Source organism: uncultured Cedecea sp. (assembly GCF_947498825.1).
Taxonomy (GTDB): domain Bacteria; phylum Pseudomonadota; class Gammaproteobacteria; order Enterobacterales; family Enterobacteriaceae; genus JGM124.
Genome location: NZ_CANMLV010000004.1, coordinates 31,573 through 55,308 on the forward strand (window position 1 = coordinate 31,573; position 23,736 = coordinate 55,308).

Here is a 23,736-nt window from a genome sequence, read left to right on the forward strand (position 1 = left end):
CAGGCATAGTGTTTCTCAAGCCAGAACTAGTTACTTTCCAGCATATTAATAATCTGGTTAGCAACAACTTTGGCGCTTTGATCGTCGGTGCGAATCGTCACATCGGCAATCTCTTCGTACAGTGGATTGCGCTCCTCCGCTAATGCTTCAAGCACTTCGCGAGGCGGTGTAGCAACTTGAAGCAGCGGACGTTTTTTATCACGCTGAGTACGAGCAAGTTGCTTCTCGATAGTGGTTTCAAGATACACCACTACGCCTCTTGCTGAAAGACGGTTACGGGTTTCACGGGACTTAACAGACCCACCCCCAGTCGCCAGCACAATGCCTTGTTTTTCTGTAAGTTCGTTGATGATTTTTTCTTCGCGATCGCGGAAGCCTTCTTCACCTTCAACGTCGAATACCCAGCCGACATCAGCTCCGGTACGTTTCTCGATTTCTTGATCGGAATCGAAAAATTCCATATTGAGCTGCTGAGCTAACTGACGCCCAATAGTGCTTTTGCCGGCACCCATAGGCCCAACCAGAAAGATATTGCGTTTCTCTGCCATTTTTTTGGTATTACTAAGACTATTCGTTGATGATAAACCCGCCCGGTATTCACCAGGTGCAGCGGGACATGAACTGAAACCTCATAAGCGTGAGTCGAGAATCAGACTAAAAATTATCTCAACACTCAAGGCTGTTTGGCAACTGAATAAATCATTCATTTCCATAAGATGGAAAAACGAACGGCTTTTATCAGTTACAGAATATCATTATCCGGTTTCTTGAAACGGTACACCTTGTAAGCTAATTCCTCTCTTACGTCAAACATATGGACATGGATTCAGGGAAAAATCCGTAAATCTGAGAGAATAATTTACAACTTACGCAATAATTTAGACGTAATAAACACCACTAACTCTTGTCTGTGACTTTTCTTATCATCCTGGTGAAACAGCCTGCCTATCAGGGGGATATCACCGAGCAAAGGGACATTCCGAGAGCCCGCTCGCTGCTGTTGCTGGAAAATTCCGCCTAAAACCAGGGTTTCACCATCCAGTACTTCAACCTGAGTCTCTATTTCTTGCTTGTCGATAGCAAGAGCTTCCCCTTCTGCATGCTGGATACTCCTCCCCGGCATGTTCTGGGTAATACGTAATTTTAAACGAATATTACCATGAGCATTGATAACAGGCGTGACTTCCATACCTAATACCGCTTCTTTAAATGCGACAGAACTTGCACTATTCGCCCCACCAGACACTTGATAGGGAATTTCAGTCCCTTGTTTAATGCTCGCAGACTGTTGATGAGCCACCAGCAGTCGTGGGCTGGCGATAATTTGAAGCCGCTGCTGTTGTTCCAAAGCAGAGAGTTCAAGTTCCAGCATTTGACCACCAATTCGACCGATATTGAAACCTGCTGATGCAACACCCGCAACCAGATGACTCGTCGCTGTCGATGGCCGATATAACTCACTGCTACTCGTTTTCGTGGTCCATTTTATGCCCAGCTCGCGTAATGCTTCCTGATTGATAGTAACAATGTGCGCTGACAGCTCAATTTGCCCCATAGGAATGTCCATATCAGCCAGCCACTGTGCAATTTGCTGCTGTGCCTGCTTGCTGTCTCGCACCACCAGTCGGTTAGTCCGCGTATCTACAGTAACATATCCCTTGGGGCCCAGTAATTTGTCACCATTTTGCTTAAGCGCCGTTGCAAGTTCAGTCACATCAGCATAGCGCGGAGTATAGACTTTGTGCACTAATGGCCGAGCCTCAAGCTGCTGTTTACGGGCCACCTCAAGCTGTTCCTGCTGACGAGCAACACTCTCTTTTCCCTGGACCTGGAGTATATTGCCGGTTTTTGATGAGGAGAGATGGGCCAGTTTCAATACCAGGGAAAAAGCCTGCTCCCAAGGCACATCGACTAAATGTAACGACAGCCGACCTTCAACACCAGGCGCAATGACTAGATTATGCTGTTGCTGTTCGGCTATTGCTTGCAAGATTTGAGTGACAGGGGCGTCATCTGCTATCAGAGTGACGCGATGGTTTGCCCGAGTGATAAGCGGCAGGCATAGCAGTAGAACGATAACGACTTTCCTTGTCATTTTTTCCTCCAGATAGATACCAGTGATAATGCGCTCCGTCGCATATTTCAGTCAGTGAAACACTCACTCTGCATCGGCTTATATTCGTTATCGTTACCCCTGCCATCAAAGCAGAACCTGGAGCCACTCTTAATGGCCGTTGCTGCGAATCAGTCATTAAGGCCAGACTGCGGGAAGCAGAAACTATCACGCCTTGTAGCCGCCAGCCGTCAAGCTGCTGAAGAGTCGTGTCACAGCGTGACAATGGCATCACAAAGGGGTTACGTATACTGACGTGAAGCTCCAGCGATAACAGCATTCCCAGGCAAAAGATCCCGCTACTTATTTTCATGGCTGAATACCAGAGTCAACATCACCACCATGGGATCTTTCGTATCACCAATCGAAAACGACGTCAGGTTAATACCTTGATAATATGAAAGATGCCGGAAGATCCAAGGCACTTTTTCCCAACGAAGTAAAAACTCAAGCGTCTCCTGCGGCTCACCTGGCTGCCAGTTAATGAGTCGCCCGCCAGATTTTTTGAGTATTTCTATAACGGAAAATACTGGCGCAACGGCCACCGGTGTGAATATCGACGTAGCAGGCGGCAATGTATTCACTTCTTGTTTTAAAGTAACGATATGCTGCTCAAGCCGCATATTTCGTTGTTGGATATAACGATATTGCTGTTGATAATCTGCCTGTAGCAAATAACCCGCAACAATTCCCGTTAGCAATAAACCAGAGAGAATTATCAAAAAATATCGGCGGCTGCTGTGAATAAAAAGGTATTTAAGGTGAGACAAACGCGCCTCCCGTATCTTCCATGATAAAGGTATACGCCAATCCCTGCTCTTCCTGGTAACGAACCGGGCCAGTCTTAATATGGAAAACACCTGGTAACTGCTTTAAGAGTGTTTCAATTTTTTCAAGATCGTCTATTTCTGATGTATATCCCTCTAACGTCAGCGTATTCGACTGCCAGTTCATCATTTGTAACCGGCTACTTTCTGGTAATTTATTGGCTAATTTTGTCAATATATCTTCCCAGCGTGATATTCGGTGTAGCTGTTCCTTTCCCCGATATTGCCGTTTATCCTGCAATCGCTCCCCTTGCTGTTGATGCAAAATATCTTGTAGCCTGCGCTGCTGGTTTTCCAACTCACGCTCCTGCTTTTGTACGACACCTACCCCCTGACTGAGCACAAACCACTCCACCCAAAGGCTACTTATCAGTAGCGCTATCACGGATACCATGACACTGATACGGCAGCGTTGCCGCTGCTGACGCTGCAAGTGACGCCAGGGCAATAAATTGACGGACACTGCCATCAGCAAGCCCCTCCTAATGCCAGCCCCAGCGCAATGGTGTAGCGGCCTTTGGTTCGGGGAAGCGGAGGATATAACCGAGTGAGCAACTTCCAGACATCAAGTTCATGTACTGCAAGATCAGTGCTATTTTCGGGGCTGGTAGTACTAAAAGCGATATTTTCAGGCGTTGTATTCAGCCATCGACAAAGCGCCGTTAAATCAGGATACTGCTGCTTCTCCTGCCAGCCTGACGTTTGTGTGTTATTGCAAGCCCATAGCCAATAACCCGCCTCTTCATGAATCCGGTACTGGCAACTCTGCGGATAACATGCTGCTGGTAATGCACAGAGTACTTTGTCACCCGGCGTTACAGCATCTGGATATAACTGCACCGAGGCAAGGCTTGTAAGAAGTGTATCGAGATCGCTCTGGCGGGAAGCCGTAACTTTCAGTTCATTACAGTGTTCAAGGTAGTCATAGCAGAGTTGTGAGGCTGGCATCTGTAATCGCCGAGCGGTGGTATAAGCAACATAATTTTCACGTACTGCTTCACTGAGATTTTTATCCGGGATCGGTATACTTTGTTGAAAGGTACGCTCTGTCGGGAAACTCACGCTGAGTCGAAAGCGATGTGGTAGCTGTTTACGCCAGACATCCAGTATCTCTAGCAATACCGCTGGTTGTGATAAGATATCATCAACAGAAACCAGCGACGGGAATGGCAAATTCCACCACTGCCGCAATTGCCAGCCTTGCCGATGCTTCTGTACGGCAACAGCACGTACTCCTTCCGTTTGTATATCCAAACCAATTTGCCAGCCAGAAAATATCATGCGCGATCTCCTTATTCTTCCGCATGTCAGTTCGCAATCAACCTGAAAACATCACGGGTATATCAAAGCGTCTGGCTTGTCTTTATACTACCGGGCTGGTGTTTATAAACTACCCAATTGAAACCGAATGAGAGTCTTAAGGTGAAGTTCGTAAAGTATTTATTCATCCTTGCAATCTGTTGCATACTTCTTGGTGTGGCCTCGCTATACGGCTTATACAGATATATTGAGCCGCAATTGCCTGACGTTGCGACATTAAAAGATGTACGCTTGCAGACACCCATGCAGGTTTACAGTGCCGACGGGGAGCTTATCGCCCAGTACGGTGAGAAACGTCGTATTCCTTTAACACTGGATCAAATTCCTCCGGTCATGATCCATGCTTTCGTTGCCACCGAAGATAGCCGTTTTTACGAGCATCATGGGGTTGATCCTATTGGTATTTTCCGTGCAGCAAGCGTTGCACTGTTCTCTGGCCACGCTTCTCAAGGCGCCAGCACCATAACCCAACAGCTTGCACGTAACTTCTTCCTGAGCCCGGAAAAAACACTCATGCGTAAAATCAAAGAGGTTTTCCTCGCGATACGCATTGAGCAGTTACTGACGAAAGATGAAATTCTTAATCTGTATCTCAATAAAATTTATCTTGGTTATCGCGCCTATGGTGTCGGCGCTGCTGCTCAGGTTTACTTTGGTAAGAATGTCAATGAGCTGACGCTGAATGAAATGGCGATGATCGCCGGGCTTCCTAAAGCGCCTTCTACGTTTAACCCAATCTACTCACTTGAACGTGCGACAGCACGTCGTAACGTTGTATTGTCGCGTATGCTCAGTGAAGGCTATATCACTAACGCACAGTATGATGAAGCGCGTAGCCAGACTATTAAAGCCTATTATCACGCGCCGGAAATTGCGTTTTCAGCCCCCTATCTGTCAGAGTTAGTTCGTCAGGATATGCTGAACCGCTATGGTGAAAATGCTTACGAGGATGGCTATAAGGTTTACACCACTATCAGCCGAAACATTCAGCTCGGTGCTGAACAGGCCCTGCGTAATAACGTCATTGCCTACGATATGCGCCACGGCTATCGCGGGCCTTCGCAAGTACTCTGGAAGGCCGGAGAAAATACCTGGGATACACAGCAAATCCTCGATACGCTGAAAAAAATATCCCGCTATGGTCCGTTCCAGCCTGCCGTCGTCATCGCTACCCAAGCCACTGAAGCCACAGCAGTGATGGCCAACGGACAGAACATTACTTTACCAATGGAAGGGATGCGCTGGGCACGTCCTTATCGATCAGATACCGCGCAGGGTGCGACTCCACGCAACGTTACTGAAGTGGTTCAGGCAGGTCAGCAGATTTGGGTACGCCAGGTTAATAATATCTGGTGGTTAGGACAGTTACCGGACGTCAACTCAGCGTTAGTCTCGCTGAATCCGACAGATGGAGCGGTGCTGGCGTTAGTGGGTGGGTTTGATTTTAATCTGAGTAAATTCAACCGTGCCACACAAGCATTACGCCAGCTGGGTTCCAATATTAAGCCATTCCTGTATACCGCAGCGATGGATAAAGGCTTGACTCTGGCCAGTATCCTCAATGATGTGCCTATTTCACGCTGGGATGCAGGCGCAGGTTCTGACTGGCGACCGAAAAACTCACCCGCTAAATATTCCGGCCCTATCCGTTTGCGTCAGGGGCTTGGGCAGTCGAAAAACGTGGTGATGGTTCGCGCCATGCGCGCCATGGGCGTCGACTATGCCGCCAATTACTTGCAGCGTTTCGGCTTCCCGGAAAAGAATATCTCCCGAACCGAATCCCTGGCTCTGGGAGCCGCTGAATTTACACCACTACAGGTCGCACGAGGTTACTCGGTAATGGCAAATGGTGGCTTCCTGGTAACGCCGTATTATCTGTCCAAAATTGTTAATGACAATGGTCAGACACTGTTTGAAGCCCAGCCCAAAGTCGCTTGTCCGGAATGCTCACTCCCTGTTATTTATGGTGATATTCCAAAATCAGACATGTTGAATAATCAGAATATTGAAGATGTCGCAACGTCCCAGACGGCGCAGAATCTCCCGGTGCCAACACCTGAGCTGGAACCGGTCACCACGGATAAATCAGTTCTTGAATCAGAGTATGCGCCACATGTGATAAGTACCCCGCTGGCATTTTTGATTAAAAGTGCGCTGAACAGTAATATTTATGGCGAACCAGGCTGGCAGGGCACTGGCTGGCGCGCGGGTCGTGACTTGAAGCGTCGTGATATTGGCGGAAAAACCGGGACAACCAACAGCTCTAAAGACGCCTGGTTCTCAGGTTTTGGTGCCAATGTTGTCACTTCTGTCTGGATAGGCTTTGATGACCATCGTCGTGCTCTGGGACGTACCAGCGCATCCGGGGTGATTAAAGATCAAATTTCAGGCTATGAGGGAGGGGCAAAAAGCGCTCAGCCTGCCTGGGATGAGTTCATGAAAATTGCTCTGGAAGGTGTACCGGAAGTGCCATTAACGCCGCCTCCAGGGGTTGTCGCCGTCACGATTGACCGTGCTACAGGCCAGCTGTCGAACGGTGGAAGTAGTCGGGACGAATACTTTATCGAAGGTACTCAACCGACACATCAGGCGATAAGTGAAGCCGGAACAACAATTATGGATAATGGCGAAGAACGCGAGTTATTCTAAGTTTCCCCGCATCAAGAGGCCTGATAGCCTCTTGATGCCCGGACTAGAGGCGTCCTTGCTCTTTTAACCATTCCCGAAGCAAAAACAAAGCACTGACATTGCGTGCTTCAGTGAAGTCTTGTTCATTGAGCAGTGCCATCAGATTGGCGAGTGGCCAGCGAACTTGCGGAAGTTCTTCGGGTTCATCTCCTTCGAGAGATTCTTCGTATAAGCCTTCGGCAATCACAATATTCATTTTGCTTGAAAAATAGGACGGAGCCATTCCCAGCCGGGTAATAAAAGTCAGCTCCTGAGCACCAAAACCGACTTCTTCTTTTAGCTCACGGTTTGCGGCTTCAATAACGGATTCACCTTCGTCGATGAGCCCTTTCGGAAAGCCAAGTTCATAAGACTCAGTCCCGACAGCATATTCACGGATCAGGATGATATGATCATCGACAACAGGGACTATCAGTACGGCTTCCCGGGTACTCGGTTTCATGCGTTCATAAACCCGATGCACACCATTACTGAATTCCAGGTCTACCGTTTCAATGGTAAACAGCCGCGAACGCGCCACAGTTTCTACCTGTAAAATTGTCGGTTTTTTTAGTATTTTGCTCATGTGACTGACGTTAACAGTGGAACAGTTAAGTGATTGTGCGATATGCCGTATACTTTGCGCAACGCACATATTTATTATTTACATTCTGATCGTTAGCTCATAGTACAGGAGCATGTGAGTATCACAATGTCAAGATTACGATAAGTAAATAGGATTTAACTCATGTTTAATTCACTGTCAGTTTGCTAGCATAACGTTAGCCTAGGCGAGCTATCACATAAGTGACTTAAAGTAAAAAGGCCCATCCGCCGATATTCACCTTAATAAGAGGTATAACTTGCTGCGATTGATGGATAAAACGACCGTTTGATGGGTAAATGATGAGTACCTCATTACTTCTATTGCTGGCGATGCTCACATGCTTCCTGATTGCTGGGGGAGTAATATGGCACACCCTGAGAAGACATGTTTATTCGCCACGCGAGCCTTCGTTTAGCGGAGCGAAAACACGCAAGCTAACGCCAGAAGAGCTTGCAACTATTGAGCAGTATCTTGAGCTATCCTCTCGCTCCCAGGATACAATAACCCCTTCGGGTGCCAGCGCCCCGCCCTCCCGACTGCAACTGAGCAGCCGGAGCCATACGGTTATCTCCCTCACCCATGCCATTACACGTTACAGTTTCTCTGTCGACGATACGAATCAGTGGCGTTTTTACCTGGACTCAACAGAGATTCATCTGCCCCTGCTGTGGGAACAGTATATTACCAATGATAATGATGTTGAGCTGATACTCACCGATACTTTGCCGTTGGTTATTTCTCTCAATGGCCACAGATTACAGAATTACAGTCAGGAGATATCCAAGGATATCGTACCAGGCCATCCCCATCAGCGGGCGTTTATACGCCGGGAAGAAAGCACGCCAATCGAGTTACTCGCCACACGCCAGGAAACGCCCGAAGAGCATACTTTAAATGCCTCGCGACAAGTGCCTGAGGCAATTCTGATTTGCATTGCCTTTATCGTTCTGGTGCTCAGCGTCCTTGGGCCTTCAATTCTCATGCCTTGGCTGGTGGGGGGGGCTCTACTGCTAATAGCGGCCAGTCTGTGGAGTATTTTCTCTCCGGTCACAACGCATCAGCTACGCGAGATACATAACTTGCGAGGTATTCCCAAACGATGGGGACTGTTTGGTGAGTCTAACCATGACCAGATAAATAATATTTCATTAGGCGTCATCGATCTTGTTTACCCCGCATACTGGCAGCCTTATATCACTCAGGATTTGGGTCAAAAAACCAATATCGATATTTATCTCGGTGGGCATGTTGTACGCCAGGGTAATTTTCTGTCACTCCATGATGAAGTACGGTTATTTCCACTCCAACGCTGGCTGCGCCCGTTAATTATTGCTTGTGGTTCGCTTACCGCTCTGTTGATGATGGTTATGTGGGTACCACTAGAAATGCCGTTAAAAATCAGTAGCTCTTGGTTTAGTGGTGCCAAGACTATCGAAGTATCCAGTCTCAGTGAATTAGATAAGTATACGCTTCATGTCGGGGATACACTGAAAGTCAGCGGCATCGGCTCCTGCCATATTAATACTCCGGATGACTATTCCACGCACCAGAATCCTTCTTATCTCCCTTTTGATTGTTCAAAAATCAGGTGGAAAGAATCTGCTCCTCAACCATTAGCTGATTCAGAAATGGCTCAGCAGGCGCAGGCGCTGGTCGAAGTCGTGAATTCACAAATTAATCCCACCAGCACCAAAGAAGGCTATAGAGGCGTGAATCCACAGTTGGAGGCAGCTATACAGAAATCCGACATGATATTACTCAATGATTTTTCTGGTATTGTCCAAAAAACTCAAGCGTTATGTCATGCGGAAGGAGACTGTGTCAGGCTGAAAAATGCGCTGATTAATCTGGGCAATACGAAAGACTGGAACACGCTGGTGAAACGGGTAGAAACGGGCAAGCTCATCGGCGTAAATGTCGTATTACGTCCCGTCAGCGCTGATGCATTACATAACTTGATAATCGCTTCTACAGCGCCCTTCTTTGTTCGCGATATAATACGGACAGCGCAAACCCTGAATACGCCAATCGCGGGGGGGTATATTCTGATAAATGATGAGGGTCGGGATCTTGCACATACTCCTCAGCAAGCCTCTCTGTATGACTATCCGGTGCAAGAGCAGTGGAGCGAATTTATGAGTCTGGCCAAAAAATTGTCGCAGGTTCCTTTTACGGCGAAAGGCGTGATTACTAATACTTATACCAATACGAATGGTACACAACACGTTGTTTTGCAAAATATCAACGATACCCATAGTCACTTACGCTATACCGTTATCTCATTATTACTCCTGTCTATGCTGATATGTTATGCAGTGAGCAGTATCATTGCCATTAATCGCTATCGTCGTGACCGCAGACGCCTTGCTGAAATCCAGCAATACTATGACCGTTGTTTAAAATCTTCATCGTCGTTACACCTGAAACGCTGATCCCCGTTACTTCGTTAATCTGTGCTACCTTGGTACTCTCCTTTTTTGTTGAGTCACTTATTTATGCTTACTGATATTACCTGGCAGGAGGTTGATACCCTGTTGCTTGATATGGACGGAACGCTGCTGGATTTAGCTTTTGATAGCCACTTCTGGCAACATCGGGTTCCTGAAACACTCAGTGTGCAGCGTAATATTTCACTGGCAGATGCCCACCAACTGATTGCGCAAGAATATCGCGATGTACAGCAGACATTAAACTGGTATTGCCTAGACTACTGGGCTGAGCGTTTAAAGCTCGATATTTATGGCATGATGGATGAACAAGGTCCAAAAGCGGCTCTGCGTGAAGATACACTTCCATTTCTCAAAGCACTCAAGGCAAGCGGCAAGCGTTGTATTCTGCTTACTAACGCGCATCCTTATAATCTGGCGGTGAAGTTAAAATATACCGACCTGGCACCACACCTTGATTTATTACTTTCAACCCATACATTTGGTTATCCGAAAGAAGATAGACGACTATGGCAAGCAGTGGTTGAACATACCGGGCTGGATGCTAGCAGAACGCTATTTATTGATGATTCAGAAGCGATTCTTGATGCAGCGAAAACCTTTGGTATCCGTTACTGCCTTGGGGTAAGTAATCCTGATTCGCATCGTGAAGAACAGGTTTTTCAGCGGCATCCTGCTGTCAGTGACTACCGTGATTTAATTCCTGCACTTGAGAACCAGGAGGCGTAGTGAAAGAAAAAACTGCTGCAGGTATCCGTCTGGATAAATGGCTCTGGGCTGCCCGAATCTATAAAACTCGAGCCCTGGCGCGAGACATGATTGAAGGTGGCAAAGTCCATTATAACGGTCAGCATACTAAACCAGGCAAACTGGTTGAACTGCAGGCTGTATTAACACTACGTCAGGGTAACGATCAACGCACGATTAAGATCCTGGCCATCACTGACCAGCGTCGCCCGGCATCAGAAGCTACTCAGTTATATGATGAGACGCCAGAAAGCATCGAAAAGCGGGAAAAAATAGCGCTCGCGCGCAAAATGAATGCCCTGACGATGCCGCACCCGGATCGCCGTCCTGATAAAAAAGAGCGCCGTGATTTAATGAAATTTAAACACAGTGGCAATACCTAATTCCCATCCCTGAGAGAGATGATGATGACTCAACATGACCAATTACATCGCTACCTGTTTGAAAATCACGCGGTTCGTGGCGAACTGGTAACCGTGTCTGATACCTGGCAACGGATTATGGAAAATCACGATTATCCACAGCCGGTTAAAAATATTCTTGGTGAACTGCTGGTCGCAACCAGCCTGCTTACCGCAACCCTAAAATTTGATGGTGATATTACGGTTCAGTTGCAGGGTGATGGCCCGATGACTCTGGCCGTGATTAATGGTAACAACAACCAACAAATGCGCGGCGTTGCCCGCGTTCAAGGTGACGTTGCTGATGATGCTTCGCTTAAAGACCTTATCGGCAATGGCTATCTTGTCATTACCATTTCACCACAAGAAGGTGAACGTTATCAGGGCGTGGTTGGGTTAGAAGGCGACACTCTGGCAGCCTGCCTGGAAGATTATTTTATGCGCTCTGAACAGCTACCTACCCGCCTGTTTATCCGTACCGGATCGGTAGAGGGTAAAGCTGCTGCCGGTGGTATGCTATTGCAGGTGTTACCTGCCCAGGATGCTCAGATTGATGACTTCAACCATCTTGCTACTTTAACCGACACAATCAAAACAGAAGAGTTACTGACGCTTCCAGCTAATGAGGTGCTGTGGCGCTTGTACCATGAAGAAGAAGTGACACTTTATGATCCACAGAATGTAGTCTTCACCTGTAGCTGTTCGCGGGAGCGCTGCGCGGCGGCTATCAGAACCCTGCCAGACGAAGAGATTGATAACATTCTGGCAGAGGATAAAGAGATTGATATGAACTGTGACTACTGTGGTAGTCACTATGTGTTCGATGCAATGGATATTGCTGCTATTCGTAATAATGCCTCAGCGGCAGACTCTCAGATCCATTAAGCAGCCTCACCTCAACCGCTTGCAGCCTGGCAAGCGGTTAACTTGCTCAATTACCCGATCTAGTTAGCAATAATTACGCCAGTAATTACACTGCTTTTAATTCCATTTACCATATATTGACCCTGCTAATAATTCCAAATATCAGCATCCAAAACTGATCTAAATCACTTTTACAGTTTTTTTTGCTAATAATTTTTTATGGCGTCTAAGATCTATGATGACCATCGCGGCTTCTGCCCCATAAGTACCCCTACAATATGAAGCAGAATCGATTAGCTAAGGAGTAAGGCAATGCGAGCGAATAAGGTAACTCCGCAGGATCTCAAGACTTATGGCATTAGTGACGTTATCGACATTCTTTATAATCCCGATTATGAAACACTACACCGTGAGGAACTCAAGCCCGAACTCGAAGGTTTCGAACGAGGTCGAGAGACGGCATCAGGTGCAATAGCGGTAGATACCGGCATTTTTACCGGACGATCGCCGAAAGATAAATATATTGTCCGCGACGAGACGACCCGCGATACCTTGTGGTGGGCAGATAAAGGTAAGGGTAAAAACGACAATAAACCACTCTCACCAGAAACCTGGGCGCATTTAAAAGGCCTGGTCGGTCAGGAACTCTCAGGTAAACGCTTATTTATTATTGACGCATTCTGTGGTGCCAATAGTGACACCCGCCTTGCTGTGCGTTTTATTACCGAAGTGGCCTGGCAGGCGCATTTCGTTAAGAACATGTTTATTCGCCCCACTGATGAAGAGCTTCTCACCTTTACACCAGATTTTGTGGTGCTAAACGGCGCGAAATGTACCAATCCTGACTGGAAAGAACAGGGACTTAACTCAGAGAACTTCGTGGCCTTTAATCTCACCGAACGGATGCAACTTATCGGCGGAACCTGGTATGGCGGAGAGATGAAAAAAGGCATGTTCTCTATTATGAACTATCTGTTGCCGCTCAAAGGTATCGCGGCAATGCACTGTTCCGCCAACGTCGGTAAACAGGAAGATGTCGCCGTCTTCTTTGGGCTGTCAGGGACCGGTAAAACAACATTATCGACCGATCCTAAACGTCGCCTGATTGGCGATGATGAGCATGGCTGGGATGATGACGGAGTATTTAACTTTGAGGGCGGCTGTTACGCCAAAACTATTCATCTGTGCGAAGAGGCTGAGCCGGATATCTACCATGCTATTCGTCGGGATGCTTTGCTGGAAAACGTGGTTGTGGATGATGAGGGTATTATCGACTTTGATGATGCCTCAAAAACAGAAAACACCCGTGTTTCTTACCCCATCTATCATATCGATAATATCGTCAAGCCGATTTCAAAAGCCGGGCACGCGACGAAAGTTATCTTTCTGACCGCGGATGCCTTCGGCGTGCTTCCGCCGGTTTCCAGGCTAACACCGGAACAAACCCAGTATCATTTTCTGTCAGGATTCACGGCAAAATTAGCCGGTACAGAGCGTGGTATTACGGAACCTACACCGACGTTTTCAGCTTGTTTTGGCGCAGCATTCTTAACCCTGCACCCAACGCAGTATGCGGATGTTTTGGTCAAGCGGATGCAGGCTGTTGGAGCCCAAGCCTATTTAGTCAATACAGGCTGGAATGGAACAGGAAAACGGATTTCAATTAAGAATACCCGGGCGATTATTGATGCCATTCTTGACGGTTCCCTGGACGAAGCGCCAACAAAACAGTTACCCATATTTAACCTTACCATTCCTGTCGAACTGGCCGGGGTAGATAGCGATATTCTTGACCCGCGCAAAACCTATAGTTCTCCAGGACTCTGGCAGGATAAAGCGGCTCAACTGGCACGGTTATTTATTGAGAATTTCGATAAATATACCGATACGCCGGCAGGTGCTGCTCTGGTCGCTGTAGGGCCGGAAATCTGAATATCTGGTAAACAGACGCTCTGAACATTAAGGGTTTATGCATAACATAAACCCTTTTTTGAGGCTAAAAATCAGGAATGCGTACGGGATTCATTTTTGCCGTTTCCACCAACAGATGGAGCAAGAGTGCTAACAGGTAAAGGCAGATAAGCCCTTATACGCAGCCCTCCACGCTCGCTTTTTCCCAGTTCCAGCTGACCATGATGATTGTCGATAATACGCTGCACAATTGCCAGGCCCAGCCCGGTGCCGCTCGTACTGCGAGCACTATCACCACGAACAAAAGGCTGGAACAAATGTTCAAGCTGGTCCGGCTCAATACCCGGGCCATCATCGTCAACCTGTAACCATGCATGGTTAAGCTCACAACCACTGCTGACCTTAATCCAGCCATTACCATAGCGGGCAGCATTCACGACCATATTTGCTACCGCACGTTTGATAGAGAGCGGGTTGATATTGATACGCAGCTCACCAGGTTGCAGGCAGGTTTCTATTTCACGCTCATAGCCACTTTCAGCCGCCACGACTTCACCTAACACACTGTTCAGGTCGGTCATTTCCAGAATAGTTTCCTGACCCGTGCGTAAGTAATCAATAAATTGCTCGATAATGGCGTTACATTCTTCGATATCTTTATTGATTGATTCAGCAAGATAACCGTCTTCCTGACCCATCATTTCCGTTGCCAGTCGAATGCGGGTCAGCGGCGTACGCAGGTCATGGCTGACCCCCGCCATTAATAATGTTCTGTCATCCGCCAGCTGTTTGACTCCAGCCGCCATATGATTAAACGCCCGGGTCACTGAGCGCACCTCAGAAGCACCATATTCACGTAATGGAGGCGGAATAATGCCTTTACCAACCTTCAAGGCAGCATGTTCAAGATCGACCAAGGGTCGGTTCTGTATACGGATAAAGAGCCAGGCCCCACCGATAGCCAGTAGCATGATGGCCAACGTATAGCGGAAAAGAGGCGAGAAATCCCCCTGGTGGATCTCAGTCAAAGGAACACGAACCCAGATATTGGGTGACAACCACGTTTTCAGCCAAACGACGGGCGAACTTTTGTTAACCTCAACCCTGACTTCCGTCGGCCCACCTAGCTGCTGAGCCATTTGTTGACTCAGAAATTCATAATGCTGCGCCCAACGCAGGCCGGCGTCTTCCGCTGCCTCGTTAGAATAAAGCGAAATACCGAGTTCACGATAAATCTCACGACGAAATGCCGGGGGCACAACCAGCTGTGTCCCATCCTCAAGCTGAAGCTTGTCAGTCATGAGCATTCGTACTTCGTAAGCCAGCACTTTATTGAACTGTTGAAGACTCGGCAAAATAGCAAAGTTCAACACGACAAGATAAGTGGTCACCAGGCTGACAAACAGCAGAGTAACAATCAGCAACAAAGTACGAGCAAATGAGCTTCGTGGTGAGAAGCGAACTTTGATCATGCTTTAGAGCCGTCCGGCACAAAGACGTAACCCAGGCCCCAGACAGTCTGAATGTAACGTGGATGAGCAGGATCTTCTTCGACCATGCGACGCAGGCGAGAAATTTGCACATCAATAGAACGTTCCATTGCAGAATACTCACGTCCACGCGCCAGATTCATCAGTTTATCTCTGGAAAGAGGTTCACGCGGATGAGTCACGAGTGCCTTTAAGACGGCAAATTCACCGCTGGTCAGTGGCATAGGCTCATCTTCACGAAACATTTCACGCGTTCCGAGATTCAGCTTAAATTTACCAAAAGAGATAACAGCTTCTTCTTGTGAAGGCGCCCCCGGTAATTCATTCGCTTGACGACGCAGTACTGCACGGATACGGGCTAACAGTTCACGCGGGTTGAAAGGTTTAGGAATATAGTCATCCGCACCAATTTCCAGACCGACGATACGGTCAACTTCTTCCCCTTTCGCCGTCACCATAATGATAGGCATTGGATTGCTCTGGCTGCGTAAGCGGCGGCAGATAGACAGACCATCTTCGCCAGGCAACATCAGGTCCAATACCATCAGATGGAATGACTCGCGAGTCAACAAACGATCCATCTGCTCTGCATTCGCCACGCTGCGAACCTGGAAGCCTTGCTCCGTGAGATAACGTTCCAGCAGAGCACGCAGTCGCATATCATCATCCACAACCAGAATTTTATAATTCTCTTGCATCTTAGTACTCCCAAAGGCTAGAACTGTTGAGTGCGTATTCTTAAAAAACTATGTTCATACGACCAGTCAAATCTGGTATATATTCTAGACGAAATTGTTACAAAGCATATTTAACAATCGTTTATCCGTGTAACAGTACGCAATTTTAACACTTAATTGTCCCTCCCTCTCATTGCATTCCCTTACTGCTATCGGTTTAAATCACCATACTGGTTTCTTCATTGCAAGGCGACAAAGATGAAAACGCCCCTTATCACCCGCGAAGGTTACGATAAGCTCAAACAAGAGCTGGACTATCTGTGGCGCATTGATCGTCCCGAAGTCACCAAAAAAGTGACATGGGCAGCGAGCCTTGGCGATCGTAGCGAAAATGCTGATTATCAATACAATAAAAAGCGCCTGCGAGAAATAGACCGCCGTGTACGTTATCTCACGAAATGTCTTGAACAGCTTAAAATTGTTGATTACTCCCCTCAGCAAGAAGGCAAAGTTTTTTTTGGCGCCTGGGTCGAAATAGAAAACGACGAGGGAAATACACTGAGTTTTCGTATTGTCGGCTACGATGAGATATTTGGCCGCAGAGACTACATTTCAATAGACTCCCCCATGGCCCGTGCATTATTAAAAAAAGAGTGTGGCGATGTGGCGACCGTTCAGACCCCTGCCGGTGAAGCAACCTGGTATGTGAATGACATCAGATACTCTAAACCCTAATCTCTATCTTGATACAACAGGGATAGTTGCTGGAAATTTTCGCTATCAGTCCGTATAACTGTCCCTAAATTTTCCGCCCAGGAGTAGATTAAATACCATGATAAATGATTCGCTTTATCGCATTATTGCGGACGAACTACGGGCCAGAAATGAACAAGTAGAAGCTGCCGTTCGTTTGCTGGATGAAGGAAACACCGTCCCTTTTATCGCTCGCTACCGTAAAGAAGTTACCGGTGGACTGGATGACACGCAATTGCGTCAACTGGAAACTCGTCTGGGATATTTAAGGGAACTGGAAGACCGCCGCAAAGTGATTCTTAAGTCGATTGATGAGCAAGGAAAACTCAGCGAATCTCTGGAAAACGCGATTAACAGTACCTTGAGCAAAACGGAACTCGAAGACCTTTACCTGCCCTTCAAACCTAAGCGCCGTACTCGCGGACAAATCGCCATTGAGGCCGGGCTGGAGCCCTTAGCAGACTTACTCTGGAATGATGCCTCACGTTCTCCGGAACAAGAAGCGACGCAGTATGTTGATGCTGATAAAGGTATTGCTGATACTAAAGCTGCCCTGGATGGTGCGCGCTATATTCTGATGGAGCGTTTTGCTGAAGATGCTACCTTGCTGGCAAAAATACGTGACTATCTGTGGAAACAAGCCCACTTGGTTTCTGTTGTGGTCGCAGGTAAAGAAGAGGAAGGGGCTAAATTCCGCGACTACTTTAATCATCATGAACCTGTCTCAACCGTCCCTTCCCACCGTGCACTCGCTATGTTTCGCGGCCGTAATGAAAATATTCTTCAGCTGTCACTCAATGCCGATCCACAGTTTGATGAACCGCCACGTGAAAGCTATTGCGAACAGCTGATTATCGAGCACCTCAAATTACGCTTAAACAACGCCCCGGCTGATACCTGGCGTCGTGCTGTAGTGAGCTGGACCTGGCGCATTAAAATTCTGATGCACCTTGAAACCGAGTTAATGGGTACGGTACGTGAACGTGCTGAAGAAGAGGCCATTAACGTTTTCGCGCGTAACCTCAGTGATTTACTGATGGCGGCGCCCGCTGGTTTACGCGCAACCATGGGCCTTGATCCGGGTCTGCGTACCGGGGTTAAAGTAGCCGTGGTCGATGCCACAGGTAAACTGGTTGCCACCGATACCATCTATCCCCACACAGGCCAGACGGCTAAAGCGGCAGCTGTCGTTGCTGCATTGTGCGAAAAGCATCATGTAGAACTGGTGGCGATTGGTAACGGGACCGCATCAAGAGAAACCGAGCGTTTTTTCATAGACGTACAGCAGCAATTCCCCGCGATTAGCGGCGCTCAGAAAGTTATTGTTAGTGAAGCAGGCGCATCGGTCTATTCGGCATCGGAGCTGGCTGCCCAGGAATTTCCAGACCTCGATGTGTCGATACGCGGTGCCGTGTCGATTGCCCGACGTCTGCAAGATCCCCTTGCCGAACTGGTGAAAATCGATCCGAAATCCATTGGTGTTGGTCAGTATCAGCACGACGTCAGTCAGAGCCTGCTGGCGAAAAAACTCGATGCTGTGGTAGAAGACTGCGTAAACGCCGTCGGCGTTGATCTTAATACGGCTTCAGTTCCTCTGCTGACGCGTGTTGCTGGTCTGACGCGTATGATGGCACAGAATATTGTCACCTGGCGTGATGAAAATGGTCAGTTCCATAACCGTCAGCAGCTCCTGAAAGTGAGTCGTCTGGGGCCTAAAGCCTTTGAACAATGCGCTGGCTTCCTGCGAATAAACCACGGAGACAACGCTCTGGACGCTTCCACCGTTCACCCGGAAGCTTATCCGATTGTAGAGCGCATTTTGGCAGCAACTGAGCAGACTCTTCAGGACTTAATGGGTAACAGTAGTGCGCTACGAGATTTAAAAGCCAGCCAGTTTACCGACGACCGTTTTGGTTTACCGACAGTCACTGACATTATCAAAGAGCTGGAAAAACCGGGTCGCGACCCGCGTCCGGAGTTTAAAACCGCCCAGTTCGCAGAAGGAATAGAAACGCTTAACGATCTGTTACCGGGAATGGTTCTCGAAGGCGCAGTCACCAATGTCACTAATTTTGGCGCCTTTGTGGATATCGGCGTACATCAGGACGGACTGGTACACATCTCTTCACTGGCAGATAAGTTTGTCGATGACCCGCATAAAGTGGTTAAAGCCGGAGATATCGTTAAAGTCAAAGTCATGGAAGTCGATTTACAGCGGAAACGTATTGCTCTGACGATGCGTCTTGATGAGCAACCCGGTGAGAGTAATAGCCGCCGTTCTTCAGGCCCGAGCGGACGTGAACAGAAGAAACCGACAGCGACACCGCGTGGACGTAACAATACCGCCTCTTCTGGCGCTAACAGTGCCATGGGCGATGCCCTGAGCGCTGCTTTCGGTAAAAAACGCTAATCCCCGCGCTCCGTTAGTCCGCCAGGCTAACGGAGCTATTCGTAATAATCTGTTCGCTATTGAATTTTCATTATTATTTTACCCGCCAGAATGTTTTCTAATAAAAAAAATCTTTTTAATACTCCGCGTAGTACTTATTTTATTTTTGTCACTTCAAAAGTGAAAATAATTAACAGTCAGAAAACAACTTTTTTCATAACTTCAACAATTATAAATAAAACGAACATAATCACATTAAAATCTCGTAATTTGATATCCATCAAACACAAATAAGACTATGAAAAACATATTAAATTAAAAACAGAAAGCTATAAAAACAAAAAAACAAAAAATATTTAATCTGATTTTAAAAAAATATTGCCGATACGAACTATAATAATTATCATTATTAAGACTAGTTACCCTTTTCTTCCTGACAGATGAATATGCTTTCACGACGAGACAGCACTCGTCCCTGAATAAGTTGCTTCACTAAAGAGCATGACTCTAAGTAGGTCCTATGAAACTATTACCCAATAGTATGTGGAAAATTACTGGTTTCTCTCGTGAAATTAGCCCCGCCTACCGACAAAAATTACTGTCTCTTGGCATGTTGCCAGGTTCCTCTTTTCAGGTGGTACGTGTCGCACCTTTAGGCGACCCGATTCATATCGAAACTCGCCGTGTCAGTCTGGTGTTACGCCAAAAAGATCTCGCTTTATTAAATCTTGAAGCATTCAGCTAAGACTCTCCTTTTTTCTGGTTTGTACCGCAGGTCATATGAATACATTAACCGTTGGTTTAATTGGTAATCCAAACTCGGGTAAAACGACGCTATTTAACCAGCTCACAGGTTCACGCCAGCGAGTCGGTAACTGGGCCGGAGTCACTGTTGAGCGTAAAGAAGGGCACTTTTCAACGACAGCACATCAAGTCACGCTGGTCGATCTGCCCGGAACCTACTCACTAACCACCATTTCCGCGCAAACCTCATTGGATGAGCAAATTGCCTGTCACTATATTCTTGGTGGTGACGCTGACGTGTTTATCAACGTGGTTGATGCGTCAAATCTTGAACGCAACCTCTACCTGACATTGCAGCTGCTCGAGCTCGGTATACCCTGTATCGTTGCTCTGAATATGCTTGATATCGCTGAAAAACAAGCCATTGCTATCGATATTGAGGCGTTATCTGCCCGCCTGGGCTGCCCGGTGATCCCAATGGTATCAACCAAAAGCAGTGGTATTGATGCTTTGAAACGGGCTATCGATAAAAAGCAGCCAAATCAACATACCTACCCCGTGCATTATCCTGAGATATTATTAGCCGAAGCGAACCAGCTTGCTGACAGCATGTCCACTGAGATCCCGGAACATCGTCGTCGCTGGCTGGCTTTACAAATGCTGGAAGGGGATATCTATAGCCACTCTTATGCGGGTAATAGTGAACAGCAGCTCGCTGAGTCACACCAGCGCCTGACCGAGACGCTTGATGATCCGGCGCTGATCATTGCTGATGCCCGCTATCAGGCCATTGCTACTCTCTGTGAAACTGTCAGTAATACTCTTACCGCCAAACCAAATCGCCTGACGGTGATGCTGGATAGAGTGGTGCTTAATCGTTATCTGGGTCTGCCAATATTTTTATTGGTGATGTATTTGATGTTCATCCTCGCCATTAATATCGGCGGCGCTTTACAGCCCATTTTTGATGCAGGCTCAGCTGCCATTTTTATTAATGGTATTCAATGGCTTGGCTATACTCTTGACTTTCCGGAATGGCTTACAGTGTTTCTGGCCCAGGGTCTGGGTGGCGGGATCAATACCGTACTGCCGCTAGTGCCACAAATCGGCATGATGTACCTGTTTCTCTCATTCCTTGAGGATTCAGGCTATATGGCGCGTGCTGCCTTTGTCATGGATCGTCTGATGCAAGCTCTGGGATTGCCGGGCAAATCCTTTGTACCACTGATTGTTGGTTTTGGCTGTAACGTTCCTTCCGTCATGGGCGCCCGTACTCTCGATGCTCCACGCGAACGTATCATGACCATTATGATGGCACCCTTTATGTCCTGCGGTGCCCGTCTGGCCATCTTTGCCGTGTTCTCCGCTGCTTTCTTTGGTCAGAAAGGAGCACTGGTGGTCTTTTCGCTCTATATTCTGGGCATTGTCATGGCCATACTGACCGGCCTGCTACTCAAATATACGATTATGCGTGGTGAAGCCTCACCTTTTGTGATGGAGTTACCGGTCTACCATGTTCCGCATTTAAAAAGTCTGTTCCTGCAAACCTGGCAACGACTGAAAGGTTTTATCTTACGTGCAGGTAAAATCATTATCGTGGTCAGTATTTTTATTGGCGGACTCAATAGCTTTTCGTTTAATGGTCAAGCGGTTGATAATATCAATCAGTCCGCACTAGCCTCAGTCAGTAAAGTTTTAACCCCACTGCTCAATCCCATTGGCGTCCAGGACGATAACTGGCAGGCAACTGTCGGTCTGTTTACGGGTGCCATGGCGAAAGAAGTCGTCGTCGGAACACTGAATACACTCTATACCGCTGAAAATATTCAGAATGATGATTTTAATCCTGCAACCTTTAATTTGCTGGATGAACTTGAAGGTGCCGTCACAGAAACATGGGATAGCTTGAAAGATACCTTCAGCCTTAGCGTCTTCGCAAACCCTATCGAAGCCAGTAAAGGTGATGGGGAAATGGCAGGCGGCGCAATGGGGACCATGAGCGCCAAGTTTGGCAGTGATGCCGCAGCCTACAGCTACCTTATCTTTGTCTTGCTCTATATCCCCTGTATCTCAGTGATGGGAGCCATTGCACGTGAATCAAGCCGTGGCTGGATGATGTTCTCTGCTCTCTGGGGACTGAATCTCGCCTACTCTTTGTCTGCACTTTATTATCAAACTGTCACGTTCAGCGAACATCCTCGTTACAGTCTGACCTGCATTATTGCCGTCGTGCTGTTTAATCTTATACTGGTATATGCTCTGCGTCGCGCCCGTAGCCGCGTGAGTATTTCACTACAACCGACAACAGGTAAACTGCCTGAGTCATGCTGCGCAACACGTTCTGGCGATTGTCACTGAGGAAAAACGCGAATGGCAACTTTAGTCGATATTCGTAATACTCTGGCACTGCAAGGGCGTCTTGAAGCCAGCCAGCTCAGCCGCCAGCTCACCACGCCATTACCGCTGGTAAGGGCAATGCTGATGCGCCTTGAAGATATGGGTAAAGCAGTGCGTATCATCGAAGATGCAAATAGCTGTCTGAGTGGTAGCTGCAAGGGGTGTCCGGAAGGGCAAAGTTGCAGTAGAGAGTTATGGGCTTTACGCCAGTAGCAATGAAAAGATGCTGTTGATTACTTAAAACAAAAAGCCTTTCTGGAGGCTTTTTGTTTTCTGGCTTCCCCTGCGGCATACATACCTTTATTCACTTCAGCTCATCAACACCGAGCGCCCCAAAACTAATTCAATTTAATTGAATATTAAAAGCAAATAGTTCCGATTTCAATCAACCAGCATCCTGTCTATTATTTATCACATCAGGCCAACATCGCCATTTAATGAATAATGAGATATAAGGAATACGACCATGAAATCAATCAAAACTTTAGTTGCAGTTGCCGCTCTTTCAGTAATGTCTTTTGGTGCTTTCGCACAAAGTATCAGCGCCACGGCATCCACACTGGACGCTGCAGAAGCAAAAATCTCTGCGATGGCAGAACAGCAAGGCTCTCATTACACCATCACCAGCGCCCGTGTCGGTGACCTGGTACACATGACAGCTAACCTGGATAAATAAGAATGGTCGCAGAAGGAACTGCCGGAAAGGCCGCCAGAGATGGCGGTCATATTTCGACACTTTGCTGCTGAACAGAAAAGCCTCTTCGGAGGTTTTTTTATTTTCTACTCTTCAGGATATTTATTCCTTTTCCCCGGATATTAACCACTCATTGGTTTTGAGAAAAACGGTCATTCACGGATAAACAGCCCGTACGTTTTTTAAAACATCCAAATAATGCTCCGCCCCCCAATAAATACACTAAGAAAATATCACGACCTCCTGTTGATTTACTTATGCTGGCAGGAAAAGATATTTTTTAGCAACTCTGTTGAAACTGGCTAAAATAGGAATATTCAGCGTATTTTGTGAAAGCAACACCTTAGTATCACGGAGACAGAGATGACGAAGATAATATTCGGGGCGATGATCGCTGCCATGCTGCTAAATTCCTCGCTGGTGCAAGCGGAACCGGCCAATAAAGTCATCGGTGGCTGGACCTGTGAAGACTTTATCGCTCTCAAGGAGTCTTCCCGCCCTGTCGCGGTCAGTTATGCCAGCGCCCTCTATCATAAAGCTCAGCCCTCTCAGACAGGGTTAAATGTTAAAGATATCGAAACCCTGACACCCGAAATCTACCAGGCCTGTTCAAAGATACCTCAGCATAGTTTTACTGAGGTTGTTTCACAGGAATGGGATAAATTTAAAAAGCATCTTTAAACGGGAT

Annotated in this window: 22 protein-coding genes; 13 read left to right on the forward strand and 9 right to left on the reverse strand. The window is 47.2% G+C overall.

Annotated features, from left to right (window positions below; genetic code table 11):
• Window positions 1-26: 26 nt before the first annotated feature.
• From aroK to Q1A40_RS06480, 6 genes are all read right to left on the reverse strand, one after another.
• Complete coding sequence (gene aroK / locus Q1A40_RS06455) at window positions 27-548, reverse strand: shikimate kinase AroK (RefSeq protein WP_299998629.1); 522 nt, start codon at window positions 546-548, stop codon at window positions 27-29.
• Between the two features lie 311 nt (window positions 549-859).
• Window positions 860-2,095 (reverse strand): type IV pilus secretin PilQ, encoded by a 1,236-nt coding sequence (pilQ, locus tag Q1A40_RS06460; protein WP_299998630.1) that lies wholly within the window; start codon window positions 2,093-2,095, stop codon window positions 860-862.
• Window positions 2,010-2,426 (reverse strand): HofP DNA utilization family protein, encoded by a 417-nt coding sequence (locus Q1A40_RS06465; RefSeq protein WP_299998631.1) that lies wholly within the window; start codon window positions 2,424-2,426, stop codon window positions 2,010-2,012. The genes pilQ and Q1A40_RS06465 overlap by 86 nt, the downstream gene beginning before the upstream one ends.
• Window positions 2,413-2,883: a hypothetical protein gene (locus Q1A40_RS06470; RefSeq protein ID WP_299998632.1), complete on the reverse strand. Its 471-nt coding sequence runs from the start codon at window positions 2,881-2,883 to the stop codon at window positions 2,413-2,415. Before Q1A40_RS06470 ends, Q1A40_RS06465 begins: the two co-directional genes overlap by 14 nt.
• Complete coding sequence (locus tag Q1A40_RS06475) at window positions 2,870-3,409, reverse strand: hypothetical protein (RefSeq protein ID WP_299998633.1); 540 nt, start codon at window positions 3,407-3,409, stop codon at window positions 2,870-2,872. Before Q1A40_RS06475 ends, Q1A40_RS06470 begins: the two co-directional genes overlap by 14 nt.
• Window positions 3,409-4,221 carry a pilus assembly protein gene (locus Q1A40_RS06480; protein ID WP_299998634.1) on the reverse strand — a complete coding sequence of 271 codons (813 nt, stop codon included), beginning with the start codon at window positions 4,219-4,221 and terminating at the stop codon, window positions 3,409-3,411. The genes Q1A40_RS06475 and Q1A40_RS06480 overlap by 1 nt, the downstream gene beginning before the upstream one ends.
• Before the next feature lie 141 nt (window positions 4,222-4,362).
• Between Q1A40_RS06480 and mrcA the strand changes: the two genes are divergently transcribed.
• The gene (gene mrcA / locus Q1A40_RS06485; protein ID WP_299998635.1) at window positions 4,363-6,909 is read left to right on the forward strand and encodes a peptidoglycan glycosyltransferase/peptidoglycan DD-transpeptidase MrcA; all 2,547 of its coding nucleotides are present in this window, start codon (window positions 4,363-4,365) and stop codon (window positions 6,907-6,909) included.
• A 43-nt stretch (window positions 6,910-6,952) separates the two neighbouring features.
• On the opposite strand, the gene nudE is transcribed toward mrcA, so the two are convergent.
• Window positions 6,953-7,513, reverse strand: a complete 561-nt coding sequence (gene nudE, locus Q1A40_RS06490; RefSeq protein ID WP_299998636.1) for an ADP compounds hydrolase NudE — start codon at window positions 7,511-7,513, stop codon at window positions 6,953-6,955.
• Window positions 7,514-7,833: 320 nt separating this feature from the next.
• Here nudE and Q1A40_RS06495 point away from each other — a divergent pair, with 320 nt between their 5' ends.
• The 5 genes from Q1A40_RS06495 to pckA all read left to right on the forward strand — a co-directional run bounded on the left by Q1A40_RS06495 (window position 7,834) and on the right by pckA (window position 13,925).
• Window positions 7,834-9,966: an IgaA/UmoB family intracellular growth attenuator gene (locus tag Q1A40_RS06495; RefSeq protein WP_299998915.1), complete on the forward strand. Its 2,133-nt coding sequence runs from the start codon at window positions 7,834-7,836 to the stop codon at window positions 9,964-9,966.
• A 63-nt stretch (window positions 9,967-10,029) separates the two neighbouring features.
• Window positions 10,030-10,710 (forward strand): GMP/IMP nucleotidase, encoded by a 681-nt coding sequence (yrfG, locus tag Q1A40_RS06500; protein ID WP_299998637.1) that lies wholly within the window; start codon window positions 10,030-10,032, stop codon window positions 10,708-10,710.
• A complete protein-coding gene (hslR, locus tag Q1A40_RS06505; RefSeq protein ID WP_299998638.1) occupies window positions 10,710-11,111 on the forward strand; it encodes a ribosome-associated heat shock protein Hsp15 in 402 nt (133 codons plus the stop codon). Before yrfG ends, hslR begins: the two co-directional genes overlap by 1 nt.
• 24 nt (window positions 11,112-11,135) lie before the next feature.
• Window positions 11,136-12,014 carry an Hsp33 family molecular chaperone HslO gene (gene hslO / locus Q1A40_RS06510; RefSeq protein ID WP_299998917.1) on the forward strand — a complete coding sequence of 293 codons (879 nt, stop codon included), beginning with the start codon at window positions 11,136-11,138 and terminating at the stop codon, window positions 12,012-12,014.
• Window positions 12,015-12,305: 291 nt separating this feature from the next.
• The gene (pckA, locus tag Q1A40_RS06515; protein ID WP_299998639.1) at window positions 12,306-13,925 is read left to right on the forward strand and encodes a phosphoenolpyruvate carboxykinase (ATP); all 1,620 of its coding nucleotides are present in this window, start codon (window positions 12,306-12,308) and stop codon (window positions 13,923-13,925) included.
• Between the two features lie 71 nt (window positions 13,926-13,996).
• Here the strand turns inward: pckA and envZ are convergent, their stop codons facing one another.
• Both envZ and ompR read right to left on the reverse strand, forming a co-directional pair.
• Entirely contained in the window at window positions 13,997-15,376 is a 1,380-nt protein-coding gene (gene envZ, locus Q1A40_RS06520; protein WP_299998640.1) for a two-component system sensor histidine kinase EnvZ, read from the reverse strand.
• On the reverse strand, window positions 15,373-16,092 hold the full coding sequence (gene ompR / locus Q1A40_RS06525; RefSeq protein WP_299998641.1) for a two-component system response regulator OmpR: 720 nt from the start codon (window positions 16,090-16,092) through the stop codon (window positions 15,373-15,375). Before ompR ends, envZ begins: the two co-directional genes overlap by 4 nt.
• A gap of 237 nt (window positions 16,093-16,329) precedes the next feature.
• Here ompR and greB point away from each other — a divergent pair, with 237 nt between their 5' ends.
• The 7 genes from greB (at window position 16,330) to Q1A40_RS06560 (ending at window position 23,729) form a co-directional block, all read left to right on the forward strand.
• Window positions 16,330-16,806, forward strand: coding sequence for a transcription elongation factor GreB (greB, locus tag Q1A40_RS06530; RefSeq protein ID WP_299998642.1), 477 nt, complete (start codon window positions 16,330-16,332; stop codon window positions 16,804-16,806).
• Window positions 16,807-16,903: 97 nt separating this feature from the next.
• Window positions 16,904-19,234, forward strand: a complete 2,331-nt coding sequence (locus tag Q1A40_RS06535) for a Tex family protein (RefSeq protein WP_299998643.1) — start codon at window positions 16,904-16,906, stop codon at window positions 19,232-19,234.
• A 499-nt stretch (window positions 19,235-19,733) separates the two neighbouring features.
• Window positions 19,734-19,958: a ferrous iron transporter A gene (feoA, locus tag Q1A40_RS06540; RefSeq protein ID WP_299998644.1), complete on the forward strand. Its 225-nt coding sequence runs from the start codon at window positions 19,734-19,736 to the stop codon at window positions 19,956-19,958.
• Between the two features lie 35 nt (window positions 19,959-19,993).
• Entirely contained in the window at window positions 19,994-22,315 is a 2,322-nt protein-coding gene (gene feoB / locus Q1A40_RS06545; protein WP_299998645.1) for a Fe(2+) transporter permease subunit FeoB, read from the forward strand.
• Window positions 22,316-22,327: 12 nt separating this feature from the next.
• Complete coding sequence (gene feoC, locus Q1A40_RS06550; protein WP_299998646.1) at window positions 22,328-22,567, forward strand: [Fe-S]-dependent transcriptional repressor FeoC; 240 nt, start codon at window positions 22,328-22,330, stop codon at window positions 22,565-22,567.
• Window positions 22,568-22,820: 253 nt separating this feature from the next.
• Window positions 22,821-23,030 (forward strand): YdgH/BhsA/McbA-like domain containing protein, encoded by a 210-nt coding sequence (locus tag Q1A40_RS06555; protein ID WP_299998647.1) that lies wholly within the window; start codon window positions 22,821-22,823, stop codon window positions 23,028-23,030.
• Window positions 23,031-23,411: 381 nt separating this feature from the next.
• Window positions 23,412-23,729, forward strand: coding sequence for an HdeA/HdeB family chaperone (locus tag Q1A40_RS06560; RefSeq protein WP_299998648.1), 318 nt, complete (start codon window positions 23,412-23,414; stop codon window positions 23,727-23,729).
• The last annotated feature ends 7 nt before the right edge of the window (window positions 23,730-23,736 follow it).

Excerpts from the sequence above, each read along its gene's own strand:
- feoC (WP_299998646.1), top strand. The coding sequence starts at position 22,328 with ATGGCAACTTTAGTCGATATTCGTAATACTCTGGCACTGCAAGGGCGT.
- hslO (WP_299998917.1), top strand. The coding sequence starts at position 11,136 with ATGACTCAACATGACCAATTACATCGCTACCTGTTTGAAAATCACGCG.
- envZ (WP_299998640.1), bottom strand. The coding sequence starts at position 15,376 with ATGATCAAAGTTCGCTTCTCACCACGAAGCTCATTTGCTCGTACTTTG.
- Q1A40_RS06495 (WP_299998915.1), top strand. The coding sequence starts at position 7,834 with ATGAGTACCTCATTACTTCTATTGCTGGCGATGCTCACATGCTTCCTG.
- Q1A40_RS06560 (WP_299998648.1), top strand. The coding sequence starts at position 23,412 with ATGACGAAGATAATATTCGGGGCGATGATCGCTGCCATGCTGCTAAAT.
- Q1A40_RS06535 (WP_299998643.1), top strand. The coding sequence starts at position 16,904 with ATGATAAATGATTCGCTTTATCGCATTATTGCGGACGAACTACGGGCC.
- Q1A40_RS06480 (WP_299998634.1), bottom strand. The coding sequence starts at position 4,221 with ATGATATTTTCTGGCTGGCAAATTGGTTTGGATATACAAACGGAAGGA.
- feoA (WP_299998644.1), top strand. The coding sequence starts at position 19,734 with ATGAAACTATTACCCAATAGTATGTGGAAAATTACTGGTTTCTCTCGT.
- ompR (WP_299998641.1), bottom strand. The coding sequence starts at position 16,092 with ATGCAAGAGAATTATAAAATTCTGGTTGTGGATGATGATATGCGACTG.
- pilQ (WP_299998630.1), bottom strand. The coding sequence starts at position 2,095 with ATGACAAGGAAAGTCGTTATCGTTCTACTGCTATGCCTGCCGCTTATC.
- Q1A40_RS06465 (WP_299998631.1), bottom strand. The coding sequence starts at position 2,426 with ATGAAAATAAGTAGCGGGATCTTTTGCCTGGGAATGCTGTTATCGCTG.
- greB (WP_299998642.1), top strand. The coding sequence starts at position 16,330 with ATGAAAACGCCCCTTATCACCCGCGAAGGTTACGATAAGCTCAAACAA.
- aroK (WP_299998629.1), bottom strand. The coding sequence starts at position 548 with ATGGCAGAGAAACGCAATATCTTTCTGGTTGGGCCTATGGGTGCCGGC.
- feoB (WP_299998645.1), top strand. The coding sequence starts at position 19,994 with ATGAATACATTAACCGTTGGTTTAATTGGTAATCCAAACTCGGGTAAA.
- Q1A40_RS06475 (WP_299998633.1), bottom strand. The coding sequence starts at position 3,409 with ATGGCAGTGTCCGTCAATTTATTGCCCTGGCGTCACTTGCAGCGTCAG.
- Q1A40_RS06555 (WP_299998647.1), top strand. The coding sequence starts at position 22,821 with ATGAAATCAATCAAAACTTTAGTTGCAGTTGCCGCTCTTTCAGTAATG.
- yrfG (WP_299998637.1), top strand. The coding sequence starts at position 10,030 with ATGCTTACTGATATTACCTGGCAGGAGGTTGATACCCTGTTGCTTGAT.
- pckA (WP_299998639.1), top strand. The coding sequence starts at position 12,306 with ATGCGAGCGAATAAGGTAACTCCGCAGGATCTCAAGACTTATGGCATT.
- nudE (WP_299998636.1), bottom strand. The coding sequence starts at position 7,513 with ATGAGCAAAATACTAAAAAAACCGACAATTTTACAGGTAGAAACTGTG.